General features: G+C 47.9%; 10 protein-coding genes. 5 read left to right on the top strand and 5 right to left on the bottom strand.

Annotated elements, in window-relative coordinates:
* Positions 1-153: 153 nt before the first annotated feature.
* Positions 154-6,630 (bottom strand): PAS domain S-box protein, encoded by a 6,477-nt coding sequence (locus JGK36_RS17450; RefSeq protein WP_293197686.1) that lies wholly within the window; start codon positions 6,628-6,630, stop codon positions 154-156.
* A 171-nt stretch (positions 6,631-6,801) separates the two neighbouring features.
* Positions 6,802-6,975, bottom strand: coding sequence for a hypothetical protein (locus JGK36_RS17445; protein WP_293197684.1), 174 nt, complete (start codon positions 6,973-6,975; stop codon positions 6,802-6,804).
* A gap of 267 nt (positions 6,976-7,242) precedes the next feature.
* On the opposite strand from JGK36_RS17445, the gene ppsA reads away from it, so the two are divergent.
* The 3 genes from ppsA (at position 7,243) to JGK36_RS17430 (ending at position 19,634) form a co-directional block, all read left to right on the top strand.
* Positions 7,243-9,720 (top strand): phosphoenolpyruvate synthase, encoded by a 2,478-nt coding sequence (ppsA, locus tag JGK36_RS17440; protein ID WP_293197682.1) that lies wholly within the window; start codon positions 7,243-7,245, stop codon positions 9,718-9,720.
* A gap of 362 nt (positions 9,721-10,082) precedes the next feature.
* Positions 10,083-10,403 (top strand): DUF6464 family protein, encoded by a 321-nt coding sequence (locus tag JGK36_RS17435; protein ID WP_293197680.1) that lies wholly within the window; start codon positions 10,083-10,085, stop codon positions 10,401-10,403.
* A gap of 1,443 nt (positions 10,404-11,846) precedes the next feature.
* Complete coding sequence (locus tag JGK36_RS17430) at positions 11,847-19,634, top strand: DUF4347 domain-containing protein (RefSeq protein ID WP_293197677.1); 7,788 nt, start codon at positions 11,847-11,849, stop codon at positions 19,632-19,634.
* Positions 19,635-20,023: 389 nt separating this feature from the next.
* Here the strand turns inward: JGK36_RS17430 and JGK36_RS17425 are convergent, their stop codons facing one another.
* Positions 20,024-22,960 (bottom strand): CHAT domain-containing protein, encoded by a 2,937-nt coding sequence (locus JGK36_RS17425; protein WP_293182944.1) that lies wholly within the window; start codon positions 22,958-22,960, stop codon positions 20,024-20,026.
* On the bottom strand, positions 22,960-23,328 hold the full coding sequence (locus JGK36_RS17420) for a 4a-hydroxytetrahydrobiopterin dehydratase (RefSeq protein ID WP_293182960.1): 369 nt from the start codon (positions 23,326-23,328) through the stop codon (positions 22,960-22,962). Before JGK36_RS17420 ends, JGK36_RS17425 begins: the two co-directional genes overlap by 1 nt.
* On the opposite strand from JGK36_RS17420, the gene JGK36_RS17415 reads away from it, so the two are divergent.
* Entirely contained in the window at positions 23,328-23,477 is a 150-nt protein-coding gene (locus tag JGK36_RS17415; protein ID WP_293182962.1) for a hypothetical protein, read from the top strand. The two genes, JGK36_RS17420 and JGK36_RS17415, sit on opposite strands and share 1 nt — an antisense overlap.
* 688 nt (positions 23,478-24,165) lie before the next feature.
* Here the strand turns inward: JGK36_RS17415 and JGK36_RS17410 are convergent.
* Positions 24,166-24,720 (bottom strand): NUDIX hydrolase, encoded by a 555-nt coding sequence (locus tag JGK36_RS17410; protein WP_293182942.1) that lies wholly within the window; start codon positions 24,718-24,720, stop codon positions 24,166-24,168.
* Positions 24,721-25,107: 387 nt separating this feature from the next.
* Between JGK36_RS17410 and JGK36_RS17405 the strand changes: the two genes are divergently transcribed.
* Positions 25,108-25,890 carry an AMIN domain-containing protein gene (locus tag JGK36_RS17405; RefSeq protein ID WP_293182940.1) on the top strand — a complete coding sequence of 261 codons (783 nt, stop codon included), beginning with the start codon at positions 25,108-25,110 and terminating at the stop codon, positions 25,888-25,890.
* The last annotated feature ends 418 nt before the right edge of the window (positions 25,891-26,308 follow it).

The following is a 26,308-nucleotide window of genomic DNA, read 5'->3' as shown; positions in this document are numbered from 1 at the left end:
TCCTGTCCCCCCCTTTGTAGGGGCGGTGCCCCCGTGCCTGCCCTCTTGGCTAAGGGGGGATCGGGTTTAATCCAAGCGTATTGCGTTATTGACAATCACGATCGGGGCGTGAGATTTAACTGATTTTAATTTATCGGTTGGCTACCCTCAATTTTAGGGCAAATGTTGCTTCAAAAAATCTCGAATTTGCCTGAGCTGAAATCCTTTAGCAAGTTGGCGAACGTGCTGAACAAAAGGGACTAATGTCGGGTCAGAATTTTCTAGTTTAGCAGTTTCCTCCAGGATAGCTTCAATATCGCCCATAGCAGCCAATCTTAACAAGACAAAGACTGACTCTGAACCAGGAGACACTATTGTTGAGTCAGCAATCGCAATCTCCGATAATGCTTTGGGAGTTTGAGCTTTGCGTTTTTTGGTTTCCGATCCCTCTTCGTAAATCCATTCTAGTCTCAAATGCAGGCGCAATAATTCTAAAAGGTCGTTAGTTTGAATCGGTTTGGTGACAAAATTATCGCAACCTGCAAGTATGCTTTTTTGCCTGGTAGTCTCGTAAACGCTAGCGGACAAAGCAAGGATAACCGCATCTTTTAATTCCGGCAACTGTCGCAGCCGCCTGGTGGCTTCCCAGCCGTCCATTACTGGCATCAGCAAGTCCATTAAAATTAGATCCGGTAGAAATTCCTGTGCTTTGTGCAAACAGTCTGCGCCGTCTATCGCTTCTGCAATTTCAAAGCCCAAACGAGAAAGCAGTCTGTGCAGCATGGCACGATTTACTTCGTGATCGTCTACGATCAGGACTTTCCGGTGGCTGCCTCTAAAACCGATAAGCCGGCGTTTTTCTTGGGTGGAGGGGGTTTCAGAATATTCGGCGACTGCGGGCAAGTCTATATCCAACCAAAATATGCTACCTTTGCCGGGGGTACTTTGGACGTGAATGTCGCTGCCCATTATTTTGACTAATTTTTGGCTGATGGAAAGTCCTAGTCCGGTACCTTCGACGAAATTGTTACGATCGCCTACTTGATGAAAAGGCAAAAATATTTCTTCTAGTTTATTCTGCCGGATGCCGATGCCGGTATCTTCGATTTGAAAGCGAATTTTAGCGGTTGGGGCCCGATCGCCAGTAGTTGTGGCGATCGCTTCGGGCGCTTCTGTGGTTTCCCGCAGGGCGATCGACTTTTTCGGATTGTCTAAATTCGCAGTCCAATTGATTGTTTGAGTAGAAACTTCGGCTGTCAAACTCGAATTTGTGCAGTGGGTTTGAGGATAATTTTCTGCGTAACCGACTTTGAATGTCACGCCACCGCTCACCGTAAACTTAACCGCATTGCTGAGCAAATTAATCAAAACTTGGCGCAATCTGATTTCATCAACAAAAACGTAGTCTGGCAGCGCCGACACCTGCTCGTAATTAAACGCAATTCCTTTTTGATGCGAGCGCATCTGGAACAGATCGACAATACTTTTAACAAAGCTGGGAAAATGCAGATTTGTCGGTGACAGTTCCATTTTACTAGCTTCGATTTTCGAGAGGTCTAAAACATCATTAATCAGGGTTAGCAGGTGGTTGCCACACTGGTGAACGTTGTTGAGACTTTCCTGTTGCTCCGCAGTTAAATTCTTATCCGGTTTGAGCAGTTGAATGTATCCTAAAATCCCGTTCAAAGGCGTCCGCAATTCGTGGCTCATGTTGGCGAGAAAGTCGCTTTTAGCGCGGTTGGCAGATTCGGCGGCTTCTTTGGCTAATTGCAGGGCGGCTTCTGCTTGTTTGCGATCGGCTATTTCGGTTTGTGCTTGTTCAAATAGGGTCGATTGCTGAATGGCGATCGCCAACTGCACGCCCAATTGTTTCAGGCACTCTGCCTCCAATTTTTGCCAGGAATGCGGGGCCGTGCAGTGGTGGGCTATCAACAGCCCCCACAAGTTTTCGCCTTGCAAAATCGGCACTACCAGACTCGCTCTCACCTGGAGGCGAGTCAACAAACTCAAGTAACAGTCGGCGATGCCGGCATTGTAAACATCTTCTGTGGCTCTAATTCGGCCATCTAGGTAAAGAGGAACGTAGGCTTCTCCAAAACAGGGATCGTAAATTTCCATTCCTATAATTGATCGGGTATTTTCGCCAACCGATTCGACTGCGACAAACCCGCTCCAATCAGGATTGAATTGGTAAATTACAGTTCTATCTACTTGCAAAAACTGGCGGACTTCTTCGACTGCTTTGGTGAGAATTTGTTCTAAATTAAGAGAAGAGCGAATGCGTTCCAGCATGGCTACTGCCAACTGTTCCCGCTTTAATTGCTGGCGCAAAAATGCTTCTGATTCTTTGCGTCTTGTGATATCTGTAATCACGGCAATTAACCCGACCGAATGGTCATTTATGTCTTTAATGCTATCGGCTCGCACCAGAGCGGTAACAGCTTCATCACTCTTGGTTCGCAGGGCAACTTCGCCGCACCAAGAGCGACCTTTGCGAATGTTTTTATAGATTTTTTTGTAACTTTTAGGCCGGATGTAAAGCGCGGCGCGATCGCCTAGCTCGTTGAGTTCTTCCACTGTGTAGCCGTAACGCTGAATGAAGGCTTGATTGTGGTAAATAGACCGCCCTTTCAAGTCAGCGATCGCGATCGCGTCGCTGGTACTTTCCACAGCTTGAGTGACCCGCAGCAAAGCTAATTCTGCTGCTTTGCGATCGCTGATATCGGTCATCGAACCCACCATCCGCAGGGGGTTTCCGGCTTCGTCCCAGACTGCTTGAGCGCGGGCGAGCACCCACTTGTAGCTGCCGTCTTTGCACTGCAAGCGGTATTCGGCGGCGTAATTGGGGGTTTGGCGATCGAGATAATCTTGGATTGTGGCTTGCACTCGATCGCGATCGTCTGGATGGATGCGATCGATCCATTCGCTGTTGCTGCTGTCGATTTCGCCGTCTGCGTAACCGATAATTTCTTGCCAGCGGGCAGATCGAAAAGCTTCATCTGTTTGAAGATTCAAGTCCCAAATTCCGTCTTGATTGCCTTTAAGAACTAACTGCCAGCGTTCTTCACTTTTACGCAATTCTTCTTCGGCTTGTTTGCGCTGAATGTGAGAACCCAACTGAGTCGCTACCGCATTGACCAATTCTACTATACGCGGTTCCATAATTGATGGATCGCGCTTGCAGAACAGTAAAATTGCCAGCACCTCTGAATTGGCGCGAATCGGCACTCCGAAACAAGCTTTCAATCCGGCTGCTGCCGCCATTTGCGATCGGGCAAAAAATGCATTATTGACTACAGAAACATCTTCAATCCATTCTACCTTTCTGGTTGACCAAATCCGTCCCGGCACTCCCAATCCCGGCGCGAACCTAATTTTCTTACTTTCCTGGCCAAACCTATCTAAATCGCGATCGCTAGCATACCAAGTTTCGCTGTGTTCCAAAACAGTACCATTAGCAACTGGTATCCAAGCTTCAGCAAAATTCCAGCCGATCGCAGTGCACAGCAACCGGAGGATATCAGGGAGAGCGCTGTGAAAATCTACCGACTTACTAATGGCTTGAGTTGCTGCCAGCAACAGCTTAATTTCATCTTCTGCTTGCTTGCTTTCTGTAATATCAGTTCCCGTGCCGAGAATTTGTTTTAACTGGCCCTCTGCTGTTTTTGCAAATACAGTATCTCGGCTGACAATCCAGCGCCAAGAACCATCCTTGTGCCGGATGCGGTATTCAATTTCAAAGATCTCTCCTTCTGTACCCGTTGCGACTTGCTGTAAATAATCAGGCATTTTGATGGCATCTTCCGGGTGCATTAAAGTTAACATCAACGGCCCCATTGCCTGAATCTCATCTACTGTATAGCCAATAATCTGAGAGATAGAAGCATTCGCATAAATATTTTTTTGTTCTATCAAGTCGTAAACATACAAAATATTAGGACTTGCCTCAGCAATGCGATCGCCGAACCGCTTGCTATCTTGCAAATCTGCTTCTGCTTTCTTTCTCGCAGTAATATCGCGAACAATGCAAATTATTTCGCCCTCCGGCAAAATTGTCAGCGAGACTTCTTGAGGGAATTGAGAGCCATCGCGGCGGCAGCCTACTGCTTCTGTGCTGCAATAACCTTGGTGCGCTAAAGTCGGCATAATTTCCCGCTCAAACCTTGCGAGTTCTGCACCTTCATAAAATATTTTCCAACTTTTGCCCAATATTTCTTCGAGGGCATTGTAACCGTAGATTTTGAGTTTAGCTGCGTTGGCATAAATCACATCTCCGCTGGCATTGACAATACCTATGCCTTCGGAAGCGGCTGCCATTGCTGCTGCTTGTCGCTGGAGTTTTGACTCAAAACGTTTGCGGCTGGTGATATCCCGGACGATCGCAATAATTTCGTCATCGGTGCAGAAGACAATTCTCGCTTCAAAATCGCACAGTACATCCTGAATTGGCAGTTGATATTCTACAACTTGAATCTCGCCGGTCTCGATCGCTTGTTGATTGCCGGACAATATTTTTTCAGCAAAAGCAGCAGGCAAGATGTCTTGTGCTTTTTGACCAATAAATATGTTTTCCGGTACCAGGGTTTGGATATCTTTTGCGGGTTTGAAGTCTACAAAAGTGCCGTCGGCGCGACAGCGAAATATCATGTCGGGTATCGCGTTTAAAAGAGCGCGATTAGTGGCTTCACTTTTACGCAATTCAGCTTCAGCTTGCTTGCTCAATGTAATATCTCTGGCAACTGCATAAATTAAACTTTCTTCAGCAAAAGGTGATGCCGTCCACGACAGCCATTTATAAGTACCATCTGGGCAAATACAGCGGTTTTCTAAGTTAATAACGGGGTGAGAATTTTGAAGTTTTTCTAATTCAGCTATAGTTATTTCTCTGTCTTCTGGATGCACGAATTCTATAAAAGGTTTGGCTAGAAGTTCGTCTCGGCTGTAACCTAATACATTTGACCAAGCAGGGTTTAAGCGTTTGAAATAGCCGTCAAAACCTGCAATGCAAAGTAAATCTAGCGAAATGCTAAAGAAGCGATCGCGCTCTTGTTGTGTTTGTTTTAATTCGGTGACATCGATCACCAAACCATCCCAAACTATATCGCCGTTGGCCTGCTTGGAGGGCTTAGCCGCGCCTTGCAGCCATTTCACTCGTTCTCCCGTAACTTGCCGCCACTGGTGGTGCCAAGATTCCTGAGTCACTGCTGAAGTTGCGATCGATCGATGCAAGTCTGAGATGTCATCGGTGTGAACTGTAGCAAAAGCCAAGCTGGCATTTTCTTCTATTTCTTCAGGTCTTAAATTGTAGAGCTGCCAACTCCCAGAAGAAACATAAGTAAAAGATGTTTTGCCATCCACATAAAGCCTGTATTGATAAATCATTCCCGGCACGTTAGCGCTGATTATTTGAAATCGATCTTCGCTTTCCTGCAATGCTATTTGCTGGCGCTTGTATTCGGTCACATCTCGCATGATTCCGACCAACATTTTAGTGCCGTTAGCTTTATTAAAAACTGTTTTCTTGGTAGATATAATGCGTTCTTGACCTGCGCTATCTGTAAAAGTCTCTTCCGTTTGTTTGGGAATACTTCTTTGCAATACTTGCTCGTCTTGTTGCTCAAAAACTTTGGCTTGTGCTGCGCCCAAAAACTCGTATCCCGACGTACCTATAAGTTCCGATCGCCCTTTTCCCATCAATTCGCAAAAAGCATCGTTTAGTACAACCCACCTATGTTGCTCGTCTTTGACAAAAATTGGGTCAGGAGTAGCATTAATCGTGTGATTTAAAAACTCTTCTGATGCTTTTACTTCGGCTTCGTAGCGATAGCGGTCGCTCACGTCCAAAATTACTTTAATCATCCGGTCGATCGAGCCGTCGCGGCCCCGGATGCAGCGCAGGGAAACCCGAGTATAAACTATTTTTCCATCTTTTTTGCGCCATCTTTTGTCTAAAATATAGCCTTCGCTCTCCCCGGCAAAAATTTTATTTAACTGCTCTAAACTAGCCTGCCAGTCTTCAGGATAGCCCCACTGTTCCCAATTTCCGTGCAAAAGTTCTTGGCGCTCGTATCCCAGCAAATTGCACAAAGCATCGTTAACTTCCAACCACTGGCATTGTGTGGGTTCTGAGAGGGAAACTGGAGGAGCAATAATCGCAATTCCGACGAGGGAATTTTCGACTACGGAGCGATATTTTGCTTCACTTTTTTGCAAAGCTTCTTGGTTGTGCTGCCGCTCAACTGCGTAGCGGAGCGATCGCATTAACACTTCGCTGTCGATTTTTCGCTTGACTAGATAATCCTGAGCTCCTGCTTGGATTGACTGCACGGCGAGTTCTTCATCGTTGTGCGCCGTCAGTACGACGATCGGAGTATTGAGGCTGTATTCTTGTATGTTAACAATTGTACTTATGTCTTGGCTGTCGGGCAGCGAAAGGTCAAGTAAAATCACATCAAAATGTTCGCCGAGCAAAATTTGCTGCGCTTTGCTGAGACGGTCTGTACAGCTTACTGACAGCCTTTGGGGTTCGGCTCGGCTGACATTTGTTTCTAATAACAATTCTTCGATTAGATCGGCTTCGGCTTGATTGTCTTCGACCAGGAGAACTTTAAAGCCGTTTCGCTTGGCGGTTGGGCTCAAAACTGATATCATATACCTTGTTAATTATCGTAAGGCAGTCGAGCTAATTATTATAGCATATAAATAATTGAATGCCAAAATAACGCTGGTAAAAAATAAAATTGCTTGCGTCCAAAAACTACAATGTTCTACATCGACTGTGTTTTTGCTCTAAGTAGGTCAACCCAATCAGAGGTAAAATTTTTACGGTTTTGAGAATCTGGGTTGCTGGAGGAAACAAAACTGCTCGGTGTTGTGTTTTGTGGGCGATCGCCGCGATCGAATCGCTTCACCGTCAACAGTCAACACAATTTGAGCGGTATCCCCGCACCGCTGCGCGATCGGCGCCAATAAATCCGTGGAAATTATGTCTGACATTGACATTTTTACAATTTTTTTTATGATAGCTTACCTAAACTCCCCGCTGCCATTTCTTTACTTTTTGCAATTAAATAAATCTTCCCCAGGGGTCTTGCCATTTAGCAAAAAAGTTATAAGATAGAAATAGAGGCAATTAAAAACTAGGCCGGATACAGACGCGAAAAAAATCTGAGCTTTTGGGCAACAAAACTACATTTAAAAATTGACACTCCTTTGTTTACTGTCCTTTAACCGAACTGGTCTGAATGTGAGAGGAAAAAAGCAATGCTAGACAAATTAGCAATTCAAGAAAAACAAGTTTTAATTCCCAAAGAAAAAGCCTTAATATTGTGGTTTGATGAAGTCGGGATAGCCGACATCCCATTAGTAGGGGGTAAAAATGCTTCATTGGGGGAAATGATTCAACAGTTAACCCCCAAAGGAGTCAGCGTCCCCAATGGATTTGCAACTACAGCATACGCTTATCGGTACTTCATCGAGTCGGCGGGTTTAGAAGCAAAATTGCGCGAAATTTTTGCCGATTTAGACGTAGAAAATCTCCAGAACCTCCGCATCAAAGGGAAGCAAGCGCGGGCGTTAATTCTCGATACACCGTTTCCGCGAGACTTGCAAGTGGCGATCGCAGATGCTTACGATCGACTGTGCGATCGCTACGGCGACAGTACAGACGTAGCAGTCCGTTCGTCCGCCACCGCCGAAGACTTACCAGACGCCAGTTTCGCCGGACAGCAAGAAACCTACCTCAACGTCCACGGTTGCACCAGCGTCCTCCAATGCTGCCACAAATGCTTCGCCTCCACCTTCACCGACAGAGCGATTTCTTACCGCCAACAACGAGGTTTCGACCACTTTGAAGTCGCCTTATCCGTCGGCGTGCAGAAAATGGTGCGATCGGACTTAGCATCCTCCGGCGTCATGTTCAGCATCGACACCGAAACCGGTTTCAAAAATGCCGCCCTAATCACCGCCGCCTACGGATTAGGAGAAAACATCGTTCAAGGAGCAGTAAATCCCGACGAATACCTAGTTTTTAAACCCACATTAAAACAAGATTTCCGCCCAATTCTCGACAAACGCCTCGGCACCAAAGACATCAAAATGGTGTACGATCTCGGCGGTTCCAAATACACCAAAAACCTCTCGGTAGCCCCAGCAGAACGCGGCAAATACGCCCTTAACGATGAAGAAATTCTGCAACTAGCACGTTGGGCCGTACAGATAGAAGAACACTACTCTCAAGTCCGCGGCACCTACACGCCGATGGACATCGAGTGGGCAAAAGACGGCAATACAGGCGAACTATTCATCGTCCAAGCGCGGCCGGAAACAGTACAATCACAAAAATCTGCTACAGTTTTACGCAACTACAAATTGCAAGGTTCCAGCGCAGTTTTGGCAACAGGGCGTGCCGTTGGTGAAGCTATCGGACAAGGTAAAGCCCGCGTAATTTTAGACGTTCACCAAATCGCTGACTTTGAAGCAGGGGAAGTTCTTGTTACCAACAAAACTGACCCGGATTGGGAACCGATCATGAAAAAAGCCAGCGCGATTGTCACCAATTCCGGCGGCCGTACTTGCCATGCTGCGATCATTGCCCGGGAAATGGGAATCCCCGCCATTGTCGGCACCGGCGACGGTACTAAAGTCTTGCAAAACAATCAAGAAATTACTGTTTCTTGTGCTGAAGGAGAGGAAGGCAAAGTTTATTCCGGTTTAGTTCCTTTTGAAATTCAAGAAATTGCGATCGACAATTTGCCCCGCACCCGCACTCAAATTTTAATGAATGTCGGAAACCCAGAAGAAGCTTTTGGTTTGTCAGCAATTCCTTGCGATGGCGTAGGGTTAGCGCGGCTAGAATTCATCATCGCCAACCACATCAAAGCGCATCCCTTGGCACTGATTCACTTTGACGAATTGACCGACACATCAGTCAAGCGCCAAATTGCCAAACTCACAGCACTTTACAAACACAAACCCGATTTCTTTACCGACAAATTAGCCTGCGGAATTGCCACCATCGCCGCCGCATTTTATCCCAATCCAGTCATCGTGCGGATGAGCGATTTCAAGAGCAACGAATATGCTAATCTGCTGGGAGGGCGGCAGTTTGAACCGAAGGAAGAAAACCCGATGATCGGGTGGCGCGGCGCTTCTCGTTATTATGACCCGAATTACCGCGAAGCTTATGCTTTGGAATGCAAGGCATTAAAGCGAGTGCGCGACGAAATGGGCTTGACAAATGTGATTCCGATGATTCCGTTTTGTCGCACGCCGGAGGAAGGGCGCAAAGTGTTGGCCGAGATGGCGAAACACGGTTTAGTCAAGGGTGCAAATGGCTTGCAGGTGTACGTGATGTGCGAATTGCCCAGCAATGTCATATTTGCTGACGAATTTGCCCAGGTTTTTGACGGATTCTCGATCGGCTCTAACGACTTAACTCAGCTAACATTAGGATTAGACCGGGATTCTGCCTTAGTCGCCCACATCTTTGACGAACGCAATGAAGCTGTGAAGCGGATGGTGGAAATTGCCATTAAAGCCGCTAAGAAGTACGATCGCAAGATAGGTATTTGCGGCCAAGCGCCCAGCGATTATCCTGAGTTTGCTCGCTTCTTGGTTGAGTTGGGAATTGATTCGATTAGTTTGAATCCCGATTCGGTTTTGAAGACTTTGTTGGATGTTGCTAAGGTGGAGGCTTCGAGTGCGGTGATGGATTTAGCGGCGCAGGTTGCTAAAGTTTAAGGGAGTATCTCAGTTTTGCATTTTTTCATTTATAGTGCTGTCCCCGCTCGCGTATTATACAATACGCGAGCGGGGACAGCACTCAAATAAAAAAATTCTTTTTACAAACATGAGATGCTCCCAAGTGTAACCCCTCTCCCGTTCGTAGCGAGGAATGCAAGTCCTCTGATTTAGAAAGGACTTGCATTCCTCACTACGAACCTATCCACAACAACCCTTACCAGCAAACGGTTAACGCACGGGCGGCATAGTTTGAGATTTCACTGGGAACTTTCCTGATTGAAAACCGTCTGTTACCCGATGATTTTAGCTTCGGGATTATGTAAATAAAAAACAAGATTATTCACAAAAGCTCTGAAAATGTGTTTACAGTTCTCCTGATTATTGTCATAGGTTTGGCTCCGTCGCTGGTGTCTTTGTGGGTGATGCGCTCTGCCGAGAGGCAAGTCAGCGAGAGAATTGCAGCGGCCAGGCGGGCGGTAGCAAATAGACCCCTGCCTGCTCAACTAGCAATGGGCGATCGCACTTACGTACAAGGCCTCGGCTATCCGATCGGCGATATCACTTGCGAGTATAACGCTCGCTCTAATTACATTCGCTGTGCTGTGAATCCTTCTGGGCCCTGTCAAGATTGTCGGTACTATCAAGCCAGAACTCTTGACGTTCGCGCCCAAAAGATATAGGTTGTATTGGGGTTGTTGTATGCGAATATTTGCTGAGGTAGTAATCCATCAGTTAATATGTACTTACGTGGAAGGGTTGTTGTTGAAGCTTTTTGGGGACTAGCCGCGCCCAAACTAAGTAATTAAAATCTAATCGAGCAGTATTGCTGGGTTAAATTGGCCCTAACTAGCGGATGACGATCGGTGTTTTTCTAGTTGATGACTTGCGCTCAGAAACCAGATTTAGATTGTAAATCTTGGTTGGGCTGCAAAAAATCTAGGAATAAATCGGGTTTCTACTCTCTTGGGCGTAACTGGGGGAGACCCAGGAAAATCGCAAGTAGCTTACCAGCAAATCTGTAAATCGATTTCTCCAAAACATCATGAAAAATTCAGCACTAACAATTGTCTCCAGCATTTACCTTAAACAGAAATCCGCTCGAAGACTCTAAGTTGAAATTTTGAGAAGTTGCTTGTGGGTAACAATATTCTATTTTTGGCGATCGCAGATGAACGCAGTCTCAAACCTGGATTGTTGTCACTAACTAGACTGCAAGTCATAAATTTTTAATCCGCCTCGTCGATACAGGGTATGCCGATTTCAATTAAATTACACCGCCCAAAAACAATGCAGACAAGCCCCCGACTCAAGTCGCGAGCAGCCCAAAATTTTAGACTTTAGACTAAAGTTCAAGCTCCCAGATTCATCTGGCCAGGAAATCTAAAATCTAAAATCTAAAATTGACTGACATAGATGGGAAACTGCCACCCTAATTTCGTTCATCCAACCAAGTGTTAGCTTTCAGAAATGGTAAATTTTTTCTGCCCATAAAGTGTATTAGACGATCGACAGAAAACCTCATCAAGTAATTTTTTGAGGCTCGCTGTTATTGTCTGCTGCGGGAGGTAAGATATCTCCTTGTTAAAGATACACCCGCTCACAGAAAGCCGAAGGCAAAATATCACCCGATAGATAGATTATTACCATTAAAACTGTCCTGTCTCAGCCCTCGCGCAGGCGATACAGCACTTTTGCTGGTTAATGAAGTAAAAAAAGTGATTTCGCTCCGAAACCGTCTGTTTGTCAGGGTTATGACGTGTTTCAGAAGTCTAATCGGCCGACATCAAATCGGCTGTATTTCCAATGCTATCCAATAGCAAGATAGCAGAAATTTATGCTGATGAAAATCGGCATATTACTCTTTTTAACAGAATACGGTTGAGTTAAGATCGATCGCCCTAACCTCCATTTAAAAAAAAGGGGGATACAAGAAATTCTCTTTCGTCCCCGCAACGATTCGGGGGATGGGAGGAATCTCCGGGGAAGAAACAGCACTAACTGAACCTTATTGCTTTCTAAAAGTCAAACAACAGAGCAACTCAGTCTCAATTAAGCCTTGTTAAGAGGTGATAATTATTACCTCTTAATGGGTATATTGTATACAATCAGCAAGGTATCAGACAATGAAAAGCATTGGCAACAAACCAATTTTCCTGACTCAACAAAAAGCAGTTGACACCACAAGCATTGGCAGGAAAAACTCCCGAACTACCGCAACTTATCCTCAGGAAAGACAAATAAAACAAGTAAAATCAGACTGGTCTTTCCTGTCTCCAAAAATTGGTGGTGGCGCGGAAATTGAACACCTAGAGAGAGAATTTTTGCGATCGACCGAGTCGGTAGGCCCCCGGAATGTAAAAAATATACTGTTCATCGATGCCAGAGTAGAGAATAGTGACAGCTTGGCAAGAGGAGCAACAGCGGATACAGAGGTATTTTTACTGGACTCGATGCGGGATGGAGTCGATCGAATTACTAGAATTCTTGCTAATTACAGCGATTTAGACAGCCTTCAAATAGTTGCTCACGGCCAAGAAGCCAGAGTACAACTGGGGTCAGTAGAACTGTGCAGCGACAACTTAGAAACCTACAGCCATTTGTTGCAGCAGTGGGGAAACTCCCTCAGCGAGAGAGGAAATATCTTATTATTGGCTTGCCGGGGAGCAGCCGGGGAAAGCGGCCGGGCCTTCGTGCGGCGACTCAGTGAAATTACGGGTAGAGAGATTGCAGCTTCCACAGGCTTGGTAGGGAGTGCGGCGCTCGGTGGCGATTGGGAATTAGAATTTGCGACAGGAGAAATAAGGGCCAGGATTGCCCTTGAGCAAAAGGTGCTGGAGGCATACAGCGGAGTCCTCGGTACCTTAGTCAACGAAACATTTAGGAACGCCACAGTCAGGGGGCCTTGGCTCTACCGAGGACAAGACGGCAGGGTATTCGACCCCAGCTCAGTCTTTGAAGCCAACAGGCAAAGGATTCCCGGTATCACCGGAGGAAGTTCATCTGGGATACTTCCCGGTTTGGGTGGCGATGTACCACCCTCTGGGGCTTTGCAATTGACGACCAACGGTGTGGGACTGCCAGCCTTTGTTCTCTACGACAACCCCATACCCTCCACAGAGGGTCTGAAAATTACCTTCGATTTCTTTGCTTACAACGGCACTACTCTCCAAGGCCCAAACGGTTTTATCAGCCCGCAGCCAGGGGACGGCATTAGCTTCTTCCTGATTGACGGGTCAGCTAGCCCTACAGCAGCAGGAGGCTTTGGTGGTTCTCTGGGGTATGCCAACAACACCAATGGCAGCCAACCCGGATTGGTGGGAGGTTATTTGGGCATTGGACTCGATGAGTTTGGGAATTTTTCTAATGATACGGAAGGACGTGTTGGTGGAGCAGTAAATGGTACCATTCCTGGTTCAACTCTCGAAGGCTACAGACCTGATTCCATCACTCTCAGGGGTCGTCAAGCAGATAGTTATCGATTTTTAACAAACGCGATCGCCCCTTTAGGTATCGACAATATCCCCAAAAGTATTGACTTTTTAGATGCTGGGGGTACTTATGACTTCGACAATACTGTCACTACCAGTCGAGATGCAGCGAAAAGAAGCATTCAAATTACCCTAGCCCCCTCAAATTCAGCAACGCCCAACAGGCTCACCATTGCCCTAGACCTGAATAACGACGGCTTGTTCACCGGCGCGGGTGAAACTCTGATCGATATCCCCAATCTAGCAACTGCAAACGGAGCGATACCGCCTAATTTCAAATTTGGTTTTGCCAGTTCGACGGGAGTTGCAAGCAACTTCCACGAAATTCGCAACCTCGCAATCGAGACTGTCAATCCTACTCCCACCATCTCTGCTGATGTGGCCACCATCAAAAGTGGCCCGCAGTTCATCAAAACAGGTGCTGGCAGTATTACCTACACCATCACTACTACTAACAAGGGGACATCGCCGGCTGAACAAGTTTTGGTTCAAGACGAATTGCCTCCGGAACTCGTTCCTGTCGGCGGAGCCAATCCCATTCGCCAGATCAGTGGGGGTGGCCTTTACTCAAGCACGACGCGGAACGTCACCTGGCCGAAAATTCCCGTTCTCGGTGTCAATCAAAGCGTCACCTACACCTTGTCAGTTGCTTTACCCCCAAGTCTAAATCCTGGCAGCAGCTTAACCAACACCGCATTCAGCAGTGCCAGCACTTTCGACCCCGATCTCAGCAACAACGACGGTTCAACGTTCATAGGCCAACAACAGACTACTATTTCCCCTACTGTTGCCGATCTCGTTACTACCAAAAGCGGCCCCGTCACTTCTGTGGCCGGGTCAACGATTACCTATACCCTGACCACAGCCAACCTGGGGCCAGACCCGGCTCTCAACGCGACTATCACTGACAGCATTGTTCCCGGTTTGACTGGAGTCAGCGCATCGGACAATGGCACTTACAATCCGGCTACAGGGATTGTCACCTTCCCGGTGCTGACATCCCTAGCCATCAGTACAACAGTTAACCGCACCGTCAGTTTCGTTGCTCCACCGACCCTTACTTCAATCAGCAACACGGCTCGCAGCAGCTCGGAGACACCCGACCCCTTTCCCCGCACCAACGACGGCAGTACCACCAATAAAGACGGCACTCCCACGAATTCCACTGTTGTCACGACTATTACGCCCAGCGCTGATGTGGTAACAATTAAGAGCGGGCCGACGGGTGCGCTGCCTGGAACCCCTGTCAGCTACAGAATTACGACAGTCAATAACGGGCCGAGCCAAGCAGAAGCCGTCACGATCGCTGACAGCATCATTCCCGGCTTGACGGGAGTCACGGCATCCGACGGCGGCACCTATAACGCAGTTACGGGGATTGTCAGCTTCCCTGCTGTTGCGATCGCCAGTGGCATTACAGTCAATCGGACGATCGGCTTTGTGCCCCCAGTCGCCCTCCCCTCAATCAAAAACACGGCAACAAGCTCCTCGGCGACTCCCGACCCCACCCCAGGAAACAACAACGGCACAAACCCTGAGTCCAGTGTCAGCACTACGCTCGGAGCTATTGCCGATGTTGTTACCACCAAAAGTGGGCCCACAGCTACTACGGCCGGTCGCACAATCAGCTACACGATCGCCACAGCCAACATCGGCCCGAGTCAGGCAGATGGCGTCACGATTACTGACAGCATCGTTCCCGGCTTGACGGGAGTCACGGCATCCGACGGCGGTACGTACAACCCAGTTACCGGGATTGTTACATTCCCTGGGATTGCACTCGCCAGTGGCGCATCAGTCAATCGGACGATCGGCTTTGTCGCCCCAGGTACCCTGACCTCAATCAGAAATACGGCTCGGAGCTCCTCGACGACTCCCGACCCGATCGGCACCAACAACGACGGCAGCACCACCAATCAAGACGGCACTCCCACCAACTCATCTGTTGCCACCAGCATCACGCCCAGCGCTGATGTGGTAACAACCAAAAGCGGCTCGACGCTCGCCATTCCCGGTGCCACAGTCAGCTACACGATCGCCACAGCCAACAACGGCCCGAGTCCGGCAGAAGGCGTCACGATTACTGACAGCATCATTCCCGGCTTGACGGGAATCACGGTATCCGACGGCGGCACCTACAACGCGGCTACAGGGATTGTCACTTTCCCGGGTATTTCGATCGCCAGTGGCGTATCAGTCACTCGGACGATCGGCTTTATCGCCCCAACTACCCTGACTAGCGTCAGAAACACGGCAAAAAGCACCTCGACGACTCCAGACCCAGCCCCTGGTAACAACGACGGCACAAGTCCGAATGCCACTGTCAGCACTTCGATCGGTGCTGTGGCCGATGTGGTAACTAGGAAAAGTGGGCCCGCGAGCGCCAATCCTGGAACCACAGTCAGCTACACAATTAGCACGGCCAACAACGGCCCGAGTCAGGCAGAAGGCGTCACGATTACTGACAGCATCATTCCCGGCTTGACGGGAGTCACGGCATCGGACGGCGGCACCTACAACGCAGCTACGGGGGTTGTCAGCTTTCCTGCTATTGCGATCGCCAATGGCATTACAGTCAATCGGACGATCGGCTTTGTCGCCCCAACAACCCTGACTAGCGTCAAAAACACCGCAAAAAGCACCTCGACGACTCTTGACCCCACCCCGGGAAACAACGACGGTTCCGATCCTACTGCCACTGTCAGCACTACCCTCGGTGCTGTTGCCGATGTCGCAACAACCAAAAGCGGGCAGACGATCGCCACTGCTGGAACCACAGTCACCTACACAATTAGCACGGCCAACAAGGGCCCGAGTCCCGCAGAAGGCGTCACAATTACTGACAGCATCATTCCCGGCTTGACAGGAGTCACGGCATCCGACGGCGGGGTTTACAACCCAACCACAGGGATTGTCACCTTTCCTGCGATTGCGATCGCCAATAACCTTACAGTCACTCGGACGATCGGCTTTGTCGCCCCAGCTACCCTGACTAGCGTCAAAAACACGGCTCGGAGCAGCTCAGTCACTTCTGACCCCACCCCGGGAAACAACGACGGTTCCGATCCTAATGCCACGGTGACCACCACTGTCAGCACGACACCGCGCCGCAACATCCCCCCTACAGCAGAAAACGATAACGTCACTCTGGGGCGTAACAGCGCTGCCAGGCTCGCGAACTTGGGAGGAACAGACACAGACGGCACTGTGGTTTCCTTCACGATCGACACTTTGCCTCCAACAAATGAAGGCGTCCTATTTTTGGGCGACCCAGCTAACGGTGGAGTAGCGGTTACAGCCGGTCAAGTCCTGACGCCGGCTCAAATCAAGCAGTTGTTCTTCCGATCCACAGGCACTTTTACAGGGGCAAACTTTACCTACAGCAGCACGGACGATCGAGGAGATCGGAGTCTCGCAGCTACCGTTGCCCTAATTCCGCCGCAGTTCAAGGAACCGCCGGTACCAGTCAATACCAACTCTCCTGTGGCGCCGAACGCCACCATCAACCTCACGGGGCTGATAGCAAACGACCCGGATAGCCCGATCGCTTCTTACAAGATCGACACTCTGCCCCCGGCAGACCAAGGCGTCCTATTTTTGGGCGATCCGGCTAACGGCGGAGTGGCAATTACACCAGGTCAAGTCCTCACCCCAACGCAAATCAACCAACTATTCTTCCGGGCCACAGGCGCGTTCAGAGGGGCCAGCTTTACCTACAGCGCGACAGACACCACCGGGTTGCCCAGTCCGGCCCCCGCTACTGCCTCCCTGTTCCCGCCTCCGGTTAACCTACCCCCGGTTGCTAACAACGCCAGCGTCAGCTTGCTGCCCGGTAGCGCTATCAATATCCCCGGACTCGGAGGATCAGACGACGGCACTGTGGTTTCCTTCAAAATTGAGACTCTGCCGCCAACTAATGAAGGTGTGCTGTTCTTGGGCGATCCGGCCAACGGGGGAGTACGAGTTACAGCCGGTCAAGTCCTGACACCAGCTCAAATTACTCAGTTGTTCTTCCAGGCGGGCACCGATTTTAAAGGGGCAAACTTCACCTACAGTGCCACCGACAACCTCGGCGCTACCAGCCCGGCCGTTGCTACTGTCTCCGCACTGCCGATCGCACTTAACCAACCGCCGGTACCATTGAATGCCAATACCTCGGCGGCCCCCAGCAGCACGATTACCGTGCCCGGACTAGCAGGCCGAGACCCCGATCCGGGCGATACGATCGCCTCCTTCGACATCAAAACCCTGCCACCAATAGCTCAAGGTCGTCTGTTCTTAGGCGATCCAGCCAGCGGCGGAGTTCCAATTACGATCGGTCAGATCCTGACGCCTGCTTCGATTAACCAATTGTTCTTCCAGGCATCGGGCAACTTCACCGGTACTACCTTTACCTACGGCGTCACAGACAGCCGCAGCCTAGGCAGTCCCACTGCGGCAACTATCTCAATTTTGGCCGCACCCGTCCCGCCCACACCCACACCGCCCACACCCACACCGCCCACACCCACGCCAATTCGGCAACCGACGCCCACACCCACGCCGATACAGGCACCCACGCCCACACCGGTACCCACGCCCACACCAGACATCCCGCAGCCACCGACACCGACACCCACACCAACACCCCCGCCTATTTTCGGGCCAGTACCCGAACCTGATACGGGCTGCGATTGCACGCCCTTACCCCTGCTGCCTCCGATTACATTTATCCAACCGCAGGCAGGGCAAATACTCAACTTCGACTCTAACGCCGTAGAACTCACCGACATCCAAAACACGATCCTCGGCACTCCCGGAGACGACTATTTAGGCGGGAACGACACTAACGAACTGTTTCTTGCCGAAGCTGGGAACGACATAGTTTTAGGTGAAGACGGCGCTGATATTGTGTTTGGAGACCAAGGGGCAGACTTCATCGCTGCCGATAAGGGCAACGACATCGTTTACGCGGGCAAAGAAAATGATGTGGTGTTTGGAGGTAAGCAAAACGATCGCATTTTTGGCGATCGCGGTGCGGACTTATTGTCGGGCGATCGCGGTGATGATACGATCGTCGGCGACAACGGCAACAACATCGACTTGACTGGTAACGAAGCCGATCTGATTTTCGGTGGCGAAGGAAGGGACGCAATTGCTGGCAATCAAGGCAACGACATCATTTTCGCCGGCAAAAGCCCAGACATCGCCTACGGGGGCAAAGAGGACGACGCGATCTTCGGCGATAAGGGCCCTGATACCCTCTACGGCGATAGCGGGAACGATTCCCTGTTTGGTGGTGTCCTCAACTCCCTAGATAGCGACCCAGACGGGCAAGATTTGCTGTTTGGAGGCAATGGCAATGACATACTATTCGGCCAAGAAGGCGACGATACTTTGCTCGGTGGCAACGGCCGGGATTTGGCCTATGGAGGCAAAGGGGGCGATCGCATTTTTGGCGAAATTGCTTCCGACACACTCTACGGCAATCAAGGTTCTGATACCCTCGTCGGCGACTACGGTACTGCTGTTGGCACCACAATTGCTACTGATGAAGGCGACTTAATTTTCGGCAACGATAGCGGCGACATCATCGGCGGCGGCAGCGGTAACGACAGCATTTTTGCCGGCAAAGGCAATGACTTAGTTTACGGCGGCAAAGACAATGACCTGATTTGGGGCGAACTCGGTTCCGACACCCTTGTCGGCGACGAGGGAGAGGATTCGCTTTACGGCGGCTTGCAAAACGAATTCGTCAGCGACGCCAACGGCCGCGATTTGCTGTTTGGGGGCAACGGTAACGACTATCTCAACGGCGGTGAGAGTTCCGACTCTCTCGGCGGCGGAGAAGGCAACGATACTGTTCGCGGCGGCAAGGATGACGATTTGATGCACGGAGATGCCGGCGATGACTTGATGTACGGCGATGGCGGCAGCGATATTATGTGTGGCGATGATGGCAACGATACCATGTATGGCGATCGCGACGATAACCAGGATGTCTCGGTGGGTGCTAATGGCCAGCAAGAGTGCATGAGTGGCGGCAACGGCGAGGACTTGTTATATGGCAATGAAGGCCAAGATACTCTCAACGGCGATGACGGTAACGACACTCTCTACGGAGGGACAGATAACGACATTCTCAACGGCGGTTCTGGCGATGACTGGCTGTTTGGCGGTGCGGGCGAGGATACTTTAATTGGAGGTACTGGGAGCGATCGTTTTGTGTTAGATAGCAACAGCGGTATCGATACTGTCCTTAATTTTGAAGTAGGAATCGACAAGTTTTCTTTAGCTGGTGGCTTGAGTTTTGCTCAGTTGCAAATTAACTCGACGGCGAACGGAAGTGTCCTGCAAATAGCCTCTACTGGGCAGGTTGTAGCTAATATTTTCGGAGCCAGTAATGCTATTACTGCTCTGGATTTTGTGACTTTTTCCCAGTAAACAGCAGCGCGCATTTAATGCGCCCAATTTGACCTAATATTGAGAAACCCGGTTTGCGAACAAACCGGGTTTCTCAATATTTAATTCGAGATTTGAGATTGGATATCAAATCCGGTAGCATCGGAATTATTACCCAAAGCCAGGACACGGCACTGCCGTGTCCCTACAATTAATCACGGTAGGGACACGGCACTGCCGTGTCCTCTATATGATTCCGGTGCAACCGGAATTGATATCATATCAATTCCGGTTGTATCGGAATAATTTAACCGCAGAGAACGCAGAGGGCGCGGAGGCAGAGAATAGAGAGATGAATGATTCCGATGCTGACGGAATTGATATGAGATTTAAGATTTCACAATCCTCCATCTAATTTAATTTCACATCGATTACCAAGGACTACCAATCATTGTAAAAGCAGACCAAAAATAGGGATGAGTGAGATTTTGTGCAGCGAAGCTATCTTCCCCTAATGAGTTCCCGTTCCCCGTAGGGGTTCCCGAAGGGTAGGGTAGGGAATCGCCATTACCTGCCATTTCTCGGATGGCTTGCTGGCTATTTTGCCCTCCCCGTTTGGCTGCAACAAAAGGGCCCCACAAGACTCCATTTTCGATCCGAACTTGACCTTGGATCATAGCAATTTGCGCTGCTCTGAGAGCTTCAGCTTTGATCGGAGCTGTTTTTAATTGATGGTAAAACTCGCTCATCAATGCTAACGTACCTTCATCAGAAACATACCACAAACTCGCTAAAGCCGACTTAACTCCTGCTTGAAATGCCAAGCCAGCAAAACCCATTTCCGTTGTCTCATCTCCGAGTGCTGTGCGGCAAGCTGATAGTACCAATAACTCCACAGGTGGATTGTTCCACCCCAAATTTCTGAGTTGATCTAATTGCAGTTTTCCATCCCACAGTTGAATAAAAGAGTTGCTCGCTGCTCCCGGTTTAAACTCGCCGTGAGTTGCTAAATGAATTATTTGATAAGGATTTCTACTGCGTTGGAATTTCAGGTTGTTCAGGGTAAATTGTTCGTTCAAGAAAGATTTCCCCTGCCACAAATCTACAATAGTAGATAGTTCTATTGGCACTGCTGGTAGGGGATCTAACCGATCGAATTGAGCGGCTCCCATTGCTAAAACAGAGGCATTTTGTAGCGATACATAGCGGGTATCGGTAAGTGAAATAGCTGGTATTAGACTGAGAGAATATTTTTCGACCAGGAATTGTTTGCCGTCATAAAGAGCAGATAAGGGGAGACTCCGCAAACCGGTATCCAGTGAAAATAACAGCGTATTGATATTTTGTTCCTGCAAGTCTGTTTCTAAAGGTGCAATCAGCAAACTATAAAGTTTTTGAGCGGATGCTTTGTAGCTGGTGGTGTTCAGATTCCCAGGATTCAAGATTTCTGCGCGGAATTCCGTTGCTAGTTTGATGATGCTCTCCCGATTGGCTTCCGGTACGGTTTTTCTAATCGCCGAACCTTCGGGAGAGAACAGTAATAATTCTACTCGATCGCTAAATAAGTTAATATAAATAATTGCCGATCTCTTGCCTGTTTGCGAGGCAACTTTGAGCAAAGTTTCGCGGATATTTTCAGCGCCGAGATTGGGATTGGTAAAGCCATTCCCAAAATAATCAGCATATTTCTCAGCTCGGTTTCCATCTAAAGATAGCATGGAATTGATGTTAGCAATTGCCTGCATATTTGCCGAAGGATTCGCTACACCACTGGGAATATTCGGGACGCCGGGGGGCAGATTCTGCCCGAGGCGGGCCCGCATTTGAGTTATATTGGGCGCAGCGGACATCGGGGGATTCCCGGGAAGATTGCGAGCATCAATTACCTGAATGTTGGGAGCCAGTGTTGGAGCTTTGTTAGGATTAATCTGTTGGTTGATAATAAAATTTGGCTGGCTACTGGTAAAAATGGAAGTGCGATCGATATTCCCATTTATCGGCAGATTGTTAATAATCGGGCGCGCAGACAACAGCTCCATATTATTCATCGTCGGCACGGAAAAACCTCTAGGAATAAGCTGTTGGTTTATAGGAAAATTTGGCTGGATATTGGGTACCAGAGCATTTTGCAGATTGTTACCCTGTTTCACAATTTGAGCGACTAAATTGGGAGGAATCTGAATATTATTAGGAAGAAAATTTAAATTAGCCGTATTAGGTTGTGGAGACATCACAACATTAGTATTATTAGGAGTGACATTGAGATTTGCTGTATTAAGCTGTGGAGGCATATCGTCCTTATTGTCATTAACAGGCGGATTGGGATTGCTCGTATTAGTAGTTTGTGGAGCGCTGGCGCCATTATTAGTATTAGCAGCCGGATTGGGATTGTTGGTATTACTAGGTTGTGGAGATGTTTGAGCTGTCCCGCTGTTATTTTGTCTTAAATTATTAGGAGGGAGAGTTTGCGAGGCAGATCTGGTTAATTGAACGCTACCGTCACTATTAACAGCAACATCTGAAGCATTATTAACTTTTTCACCCTTACCTGTCAGCAATTCGGGAAGAGTTGCAGATGAGTTTTCGCTGGATGTATTGGGATTTTCCCCTTGAGAATTCAATGCTTGGCTGCTGACTTCTATACTGAGCAAATATCCTGGTTGGCTGATACGGACAACACTTGGGCTTGTTACTGAAAGGATGTTAATTGTACCTCCCAGTGCTGTAACTTGACCTGTATTTGTAACCCTGCCACCGAGTAAAGTTATATTTTCCCCTGGTTTTACCGCCAAGTTGCCGCGATTCACAATGCTGGCAGGTGTCACATCCGAAAATACAAAACTGCTGGGATTTCCTGTTAAATTCAGATAGTTGTTAGAACCGATCGCGTTCAAAAAATTATTGCCAAAACCCATGCTATTAGCAGTGGTAGCAGTAAAGGATGCGGGTACATTTAACTGAGAATTACTGCCAAAAATAATACCCGCTGGATTGATTAAAAACAAATTGGAATTGCCACCGCTAACTTGGATCGAGCCATTAATTATAGACGGTTCTCCGCCAACAACTCGCCCTAAAATATTTTGGATGTTAGGATTGGAAATAAAATTCGCTGTTTGATTTTTGTTCAAGCCAAACCGTTGGAAACTCTGGAAAAGATTAACCCCATCTCCCGATAGTTTACCACCGCTAATATCGATTCGATTTCCTTGAGGGACGATGGTAGTACCGGTGCCGTCATTCGCGGGGATAACCGATTGCCCGAAAGCAGCCGTTTCCCCGAGGAATAAGCAAAATGATAAAATTAAAAACAGCTTTTTTGCTTGACTTTTTGCTTGATTGTTGGCGATTTGGTACAGTAAAATCATTATCCAGAACCTTCCACTACTAAACAAACATTTCCGGGCATCCAGTCGCTGACTAATTTAGAGATTGTCTCGGCTAGATCGAAGTCTTGTTGTGTCAGCGCCTCTGCATCGTGAGTTGTGAGACTTATCGTGACGCGGTTGTAAGCAATAGCAATATCGGGATGGTGGCCAGCTTTTTCTGAGGGGGAAATCAGACAATTTACAAAACTGACAGCTTCGACAAAATTTTTAAATTCGTGGGTATATTTAATAGTTTTACCTTCTCTAGTCCAATTAGGCAAATTTTGCAAGCGCTGAGAAACTTCCTTTTCGCTTAAGGGTTTGAGTTTGCTATTTTCATAATTTTGTGCTACGAATTTAGAGGATATTGAGCGATAAGCGGGTGCAACCTGTTCGGCTGTTGGCGGGATTCTATCAGACGAAGCAAGAAGCAAGAAAGACGAAGCAAGAAGGAAGAGGCAAGAAGGAAGAGGCAAGAGGAAAGAAGGAATCAGGAAGTTTAGCAATGATTTTGTAATCGATGTCAGTGATTGAAGGAAGATGCAAGAAGCCAAAAAGACGAAGGAAGAGGTAATCAGGAATCAGGAAGTTCGGCAACGGATTTTGTAATCGATGTCAGTGATTGAAGGAAGATGCAAGAGGGAATAAGTAGGCTGCGTCGCTACAAGAATTCTGGCTATTTACAATTATGGCATAGCGGCGCACCTTACTAGGATACTCTCTCGGAAATGACGATCGCAACTAATGACTGCTGACTAATGACTAACAGACATCTTCAATAACTCTCAATATCTTTCCCCGCTTGGTTTCTGGCGGTTGGTGCTTTAAGGGATCGATCGCCAGAAACCAACGCTTCAATACTACAAACCGTTTTTTAAGTAACCGGACACAATTAATTGCACAATCAAAGGCCAGAAATTACTAATTTACAAGCTTGGCGAGCGATCGTAGTGTAATTAATTTTATCATTAATAAATAAAGGTACGTAGTTGGGCTTGAGCCTCCTTTATCTATACGTCTAAAGAGGGCTGAAGCCCAACTACGTACCTATCTCTCTCTCCCCATAATAAAACTACCATGCTTCGATCGGGGGATGCGAGGGGATCTCTTGGAATTTCTTATTCAAAGCGTATTGCAAAAAAAATCTTAGTGAGAAAGGCAAGTCCGCATCCAAGAAAGGACTAAAGTCCTCACTACAAACCCAACTAATGTTTGTTTAAAAAATCTAATCCTAAAAAAATAGCTGCGATGCTTCCAGCTACACAAATTTCTCGATTGGTTATTTTCAACAAAACTTCTGAAATGGGTACTAAAACTACTTCAATATCTTCTGTAATATCCAATTTAATTTGGCTGGCAAGCTTGACATTTTTACCAAGGTATAAGTAAATAGAATTAGTGTCTTTTACGGGATTGTCGTATAAAACTGCTAGTTCCAAAATTTCTTCAGCAACATATCCGGTTTCTTCAGCCAGTTCTCGGGCGGCAGCAGCTTTGCCACTTTCTTCGGCAGGATTGAAACTCCCAGCCGGGAGTTCGAGTAAAATTTCGCCGACGCCATGCCTGTATTGACGCACACATACAAGTTCTTGCTGTTCTGTTACCGCAAATATTAGGGCGATATTGGGTCGGACATTAATAAAAAAGTCGTCGATAATTTGTCCGCTTGGCAATTCTATTTCATCTTGTCTGACTTGACACCACTTGTGGTTAAGCACGAAGCGCGATCGCAGTAATTTCCATTTAGTTAAATTTTTCATATTATTGAATTCTTCATAAAACGCGCACGACTAATCTTTCTTCGGCTGCTTGTGGTGTAACACTGTTCTGATCGGAGATTATTACACGGAAATTCAATGAAAAATAGACACTCTTGTTTGCTTCGTTCCTCTCTTCGGACAATCTTGGTTGAAGGGTAAGGAAAAGAAAAGAAGGATGAATGCGTATCTGTTGGCATTCGGGATTAGGCAGAAAGTGTTAACTTCCAATTTTTCAATTACCCATTAATGCTAAACTTTCAGCGTTAAGCTACCCTTGCGGTTAGTTGTACTGCCGATCGCACCTATCCCGATCGCAAATCGCCCGCAACACCTCTACCAAAAAAAATTATCCTCAAAGCTAGTTAAAATCTCAACTTTTACACAGCCATGCAATACAAAAAATTACCACCGAAATTTTGGACAGACTTACACAAACTAACACCTAAGTGTCTGGTACCCTCATTTTTAGGCTCTGTGTCGATCGCCCTGAGCATAGCAGCAACCACCACAGTTGCAACACTCCAAATCGCACAGCAACCAGCCAATGCTTCTACAGTCACGAGTTGGCGGTTCGATCCAGCCACAAATCAGCTAGAAATTACTCTCCCAGAGGGCAAAACTCCCACCTATTCCCTACTCAACCCGTCTCAAATTGCTGTGGATTTGCCCAATACTCCGATCGCCGTTGATGCAACTCAACTATACCCGCAAGGCAATGTGCGTTCCGTGGCGATAATTCAACTGCCATCAGGAAACGCGAGAATTTTGGTAAATTTGGCTCCCGGAGTGGCTTTCAACGGTGAACAAATTAAATTTCAAAGAGTCGGGGTAGAAAATCGCTGGGTGTTGCGTCCCTCGATCGAGCCTGCTTCCTATCAAGCAACTCTCGAAACCCAAACACCGCCTGCAATCCCAGTACCACCTAATCCGCAGTCAGCCGATTCTAACTCAACTCCTGCCAAAGCGTCTGTCCAACCTGCCTCGGCTGAGGTTATAACTTACGAGCAAAACTCTTCGGGGATGTCAACTCCAAACGACCAAATCCGACCGATAAATGTGCCTTTGGTCAGGGTTCCGGTTAACAGACGGCAGGGGGTAAGTTCTGCCCCTGTACGCCGTCCTGCTGCTTCCTGGGAGCGGATTATCGATTTTGGTCAACCGCTTCGCTAATACTCGCTTGGAGTCGACAGGGCTAATTTTTCCCCAAGCTGTCCTCAAATCAAAGACTCCACTCTCTCTAACTGCCAGCCTACCAACGTGAGTACCTGCAAATTTCCCGATCGGCAAAACTGCTATCACCATATCTCCAGTCTGAAACCCAAAAAAAGTCTTGCACCTGGTTCTGTGTTTGCCGGGAAACCCGTATTTATTGGGCGTACACATTTGACGGTTGCCCCATCCTTTAGCGGTTATCAGTAATGGTTGCCTTGTCAGTATCACCAGTTGTTCTACTTTACCTACACAGGCAGCATCCAGCCAGTGAGTTTTTGGCAATCCCATTCTCGTTCGATTGTACTGAGTTTGCCCTCCCGTACCAGTTGTTACTGGCAAGCCTGTTTGTTGGAGTTTCTCAAACAGCACTCGTCGA

The organism is Microcoleus sp. PH2017_35_SFW_U_B, assembly GCF_020737865.1.
Classification (GTDB): domain Bacteria; phylum Cyanobacteriota; class Cyanobacteriia; order Cyanobacteriales; family Microcoleaceae; genus Microcoleus.
The sequence above is the reverse complement of the archived record's forward strand: the minus strand, read 5'-3'. Positions and strand labels throughout refer to the sequence as shown.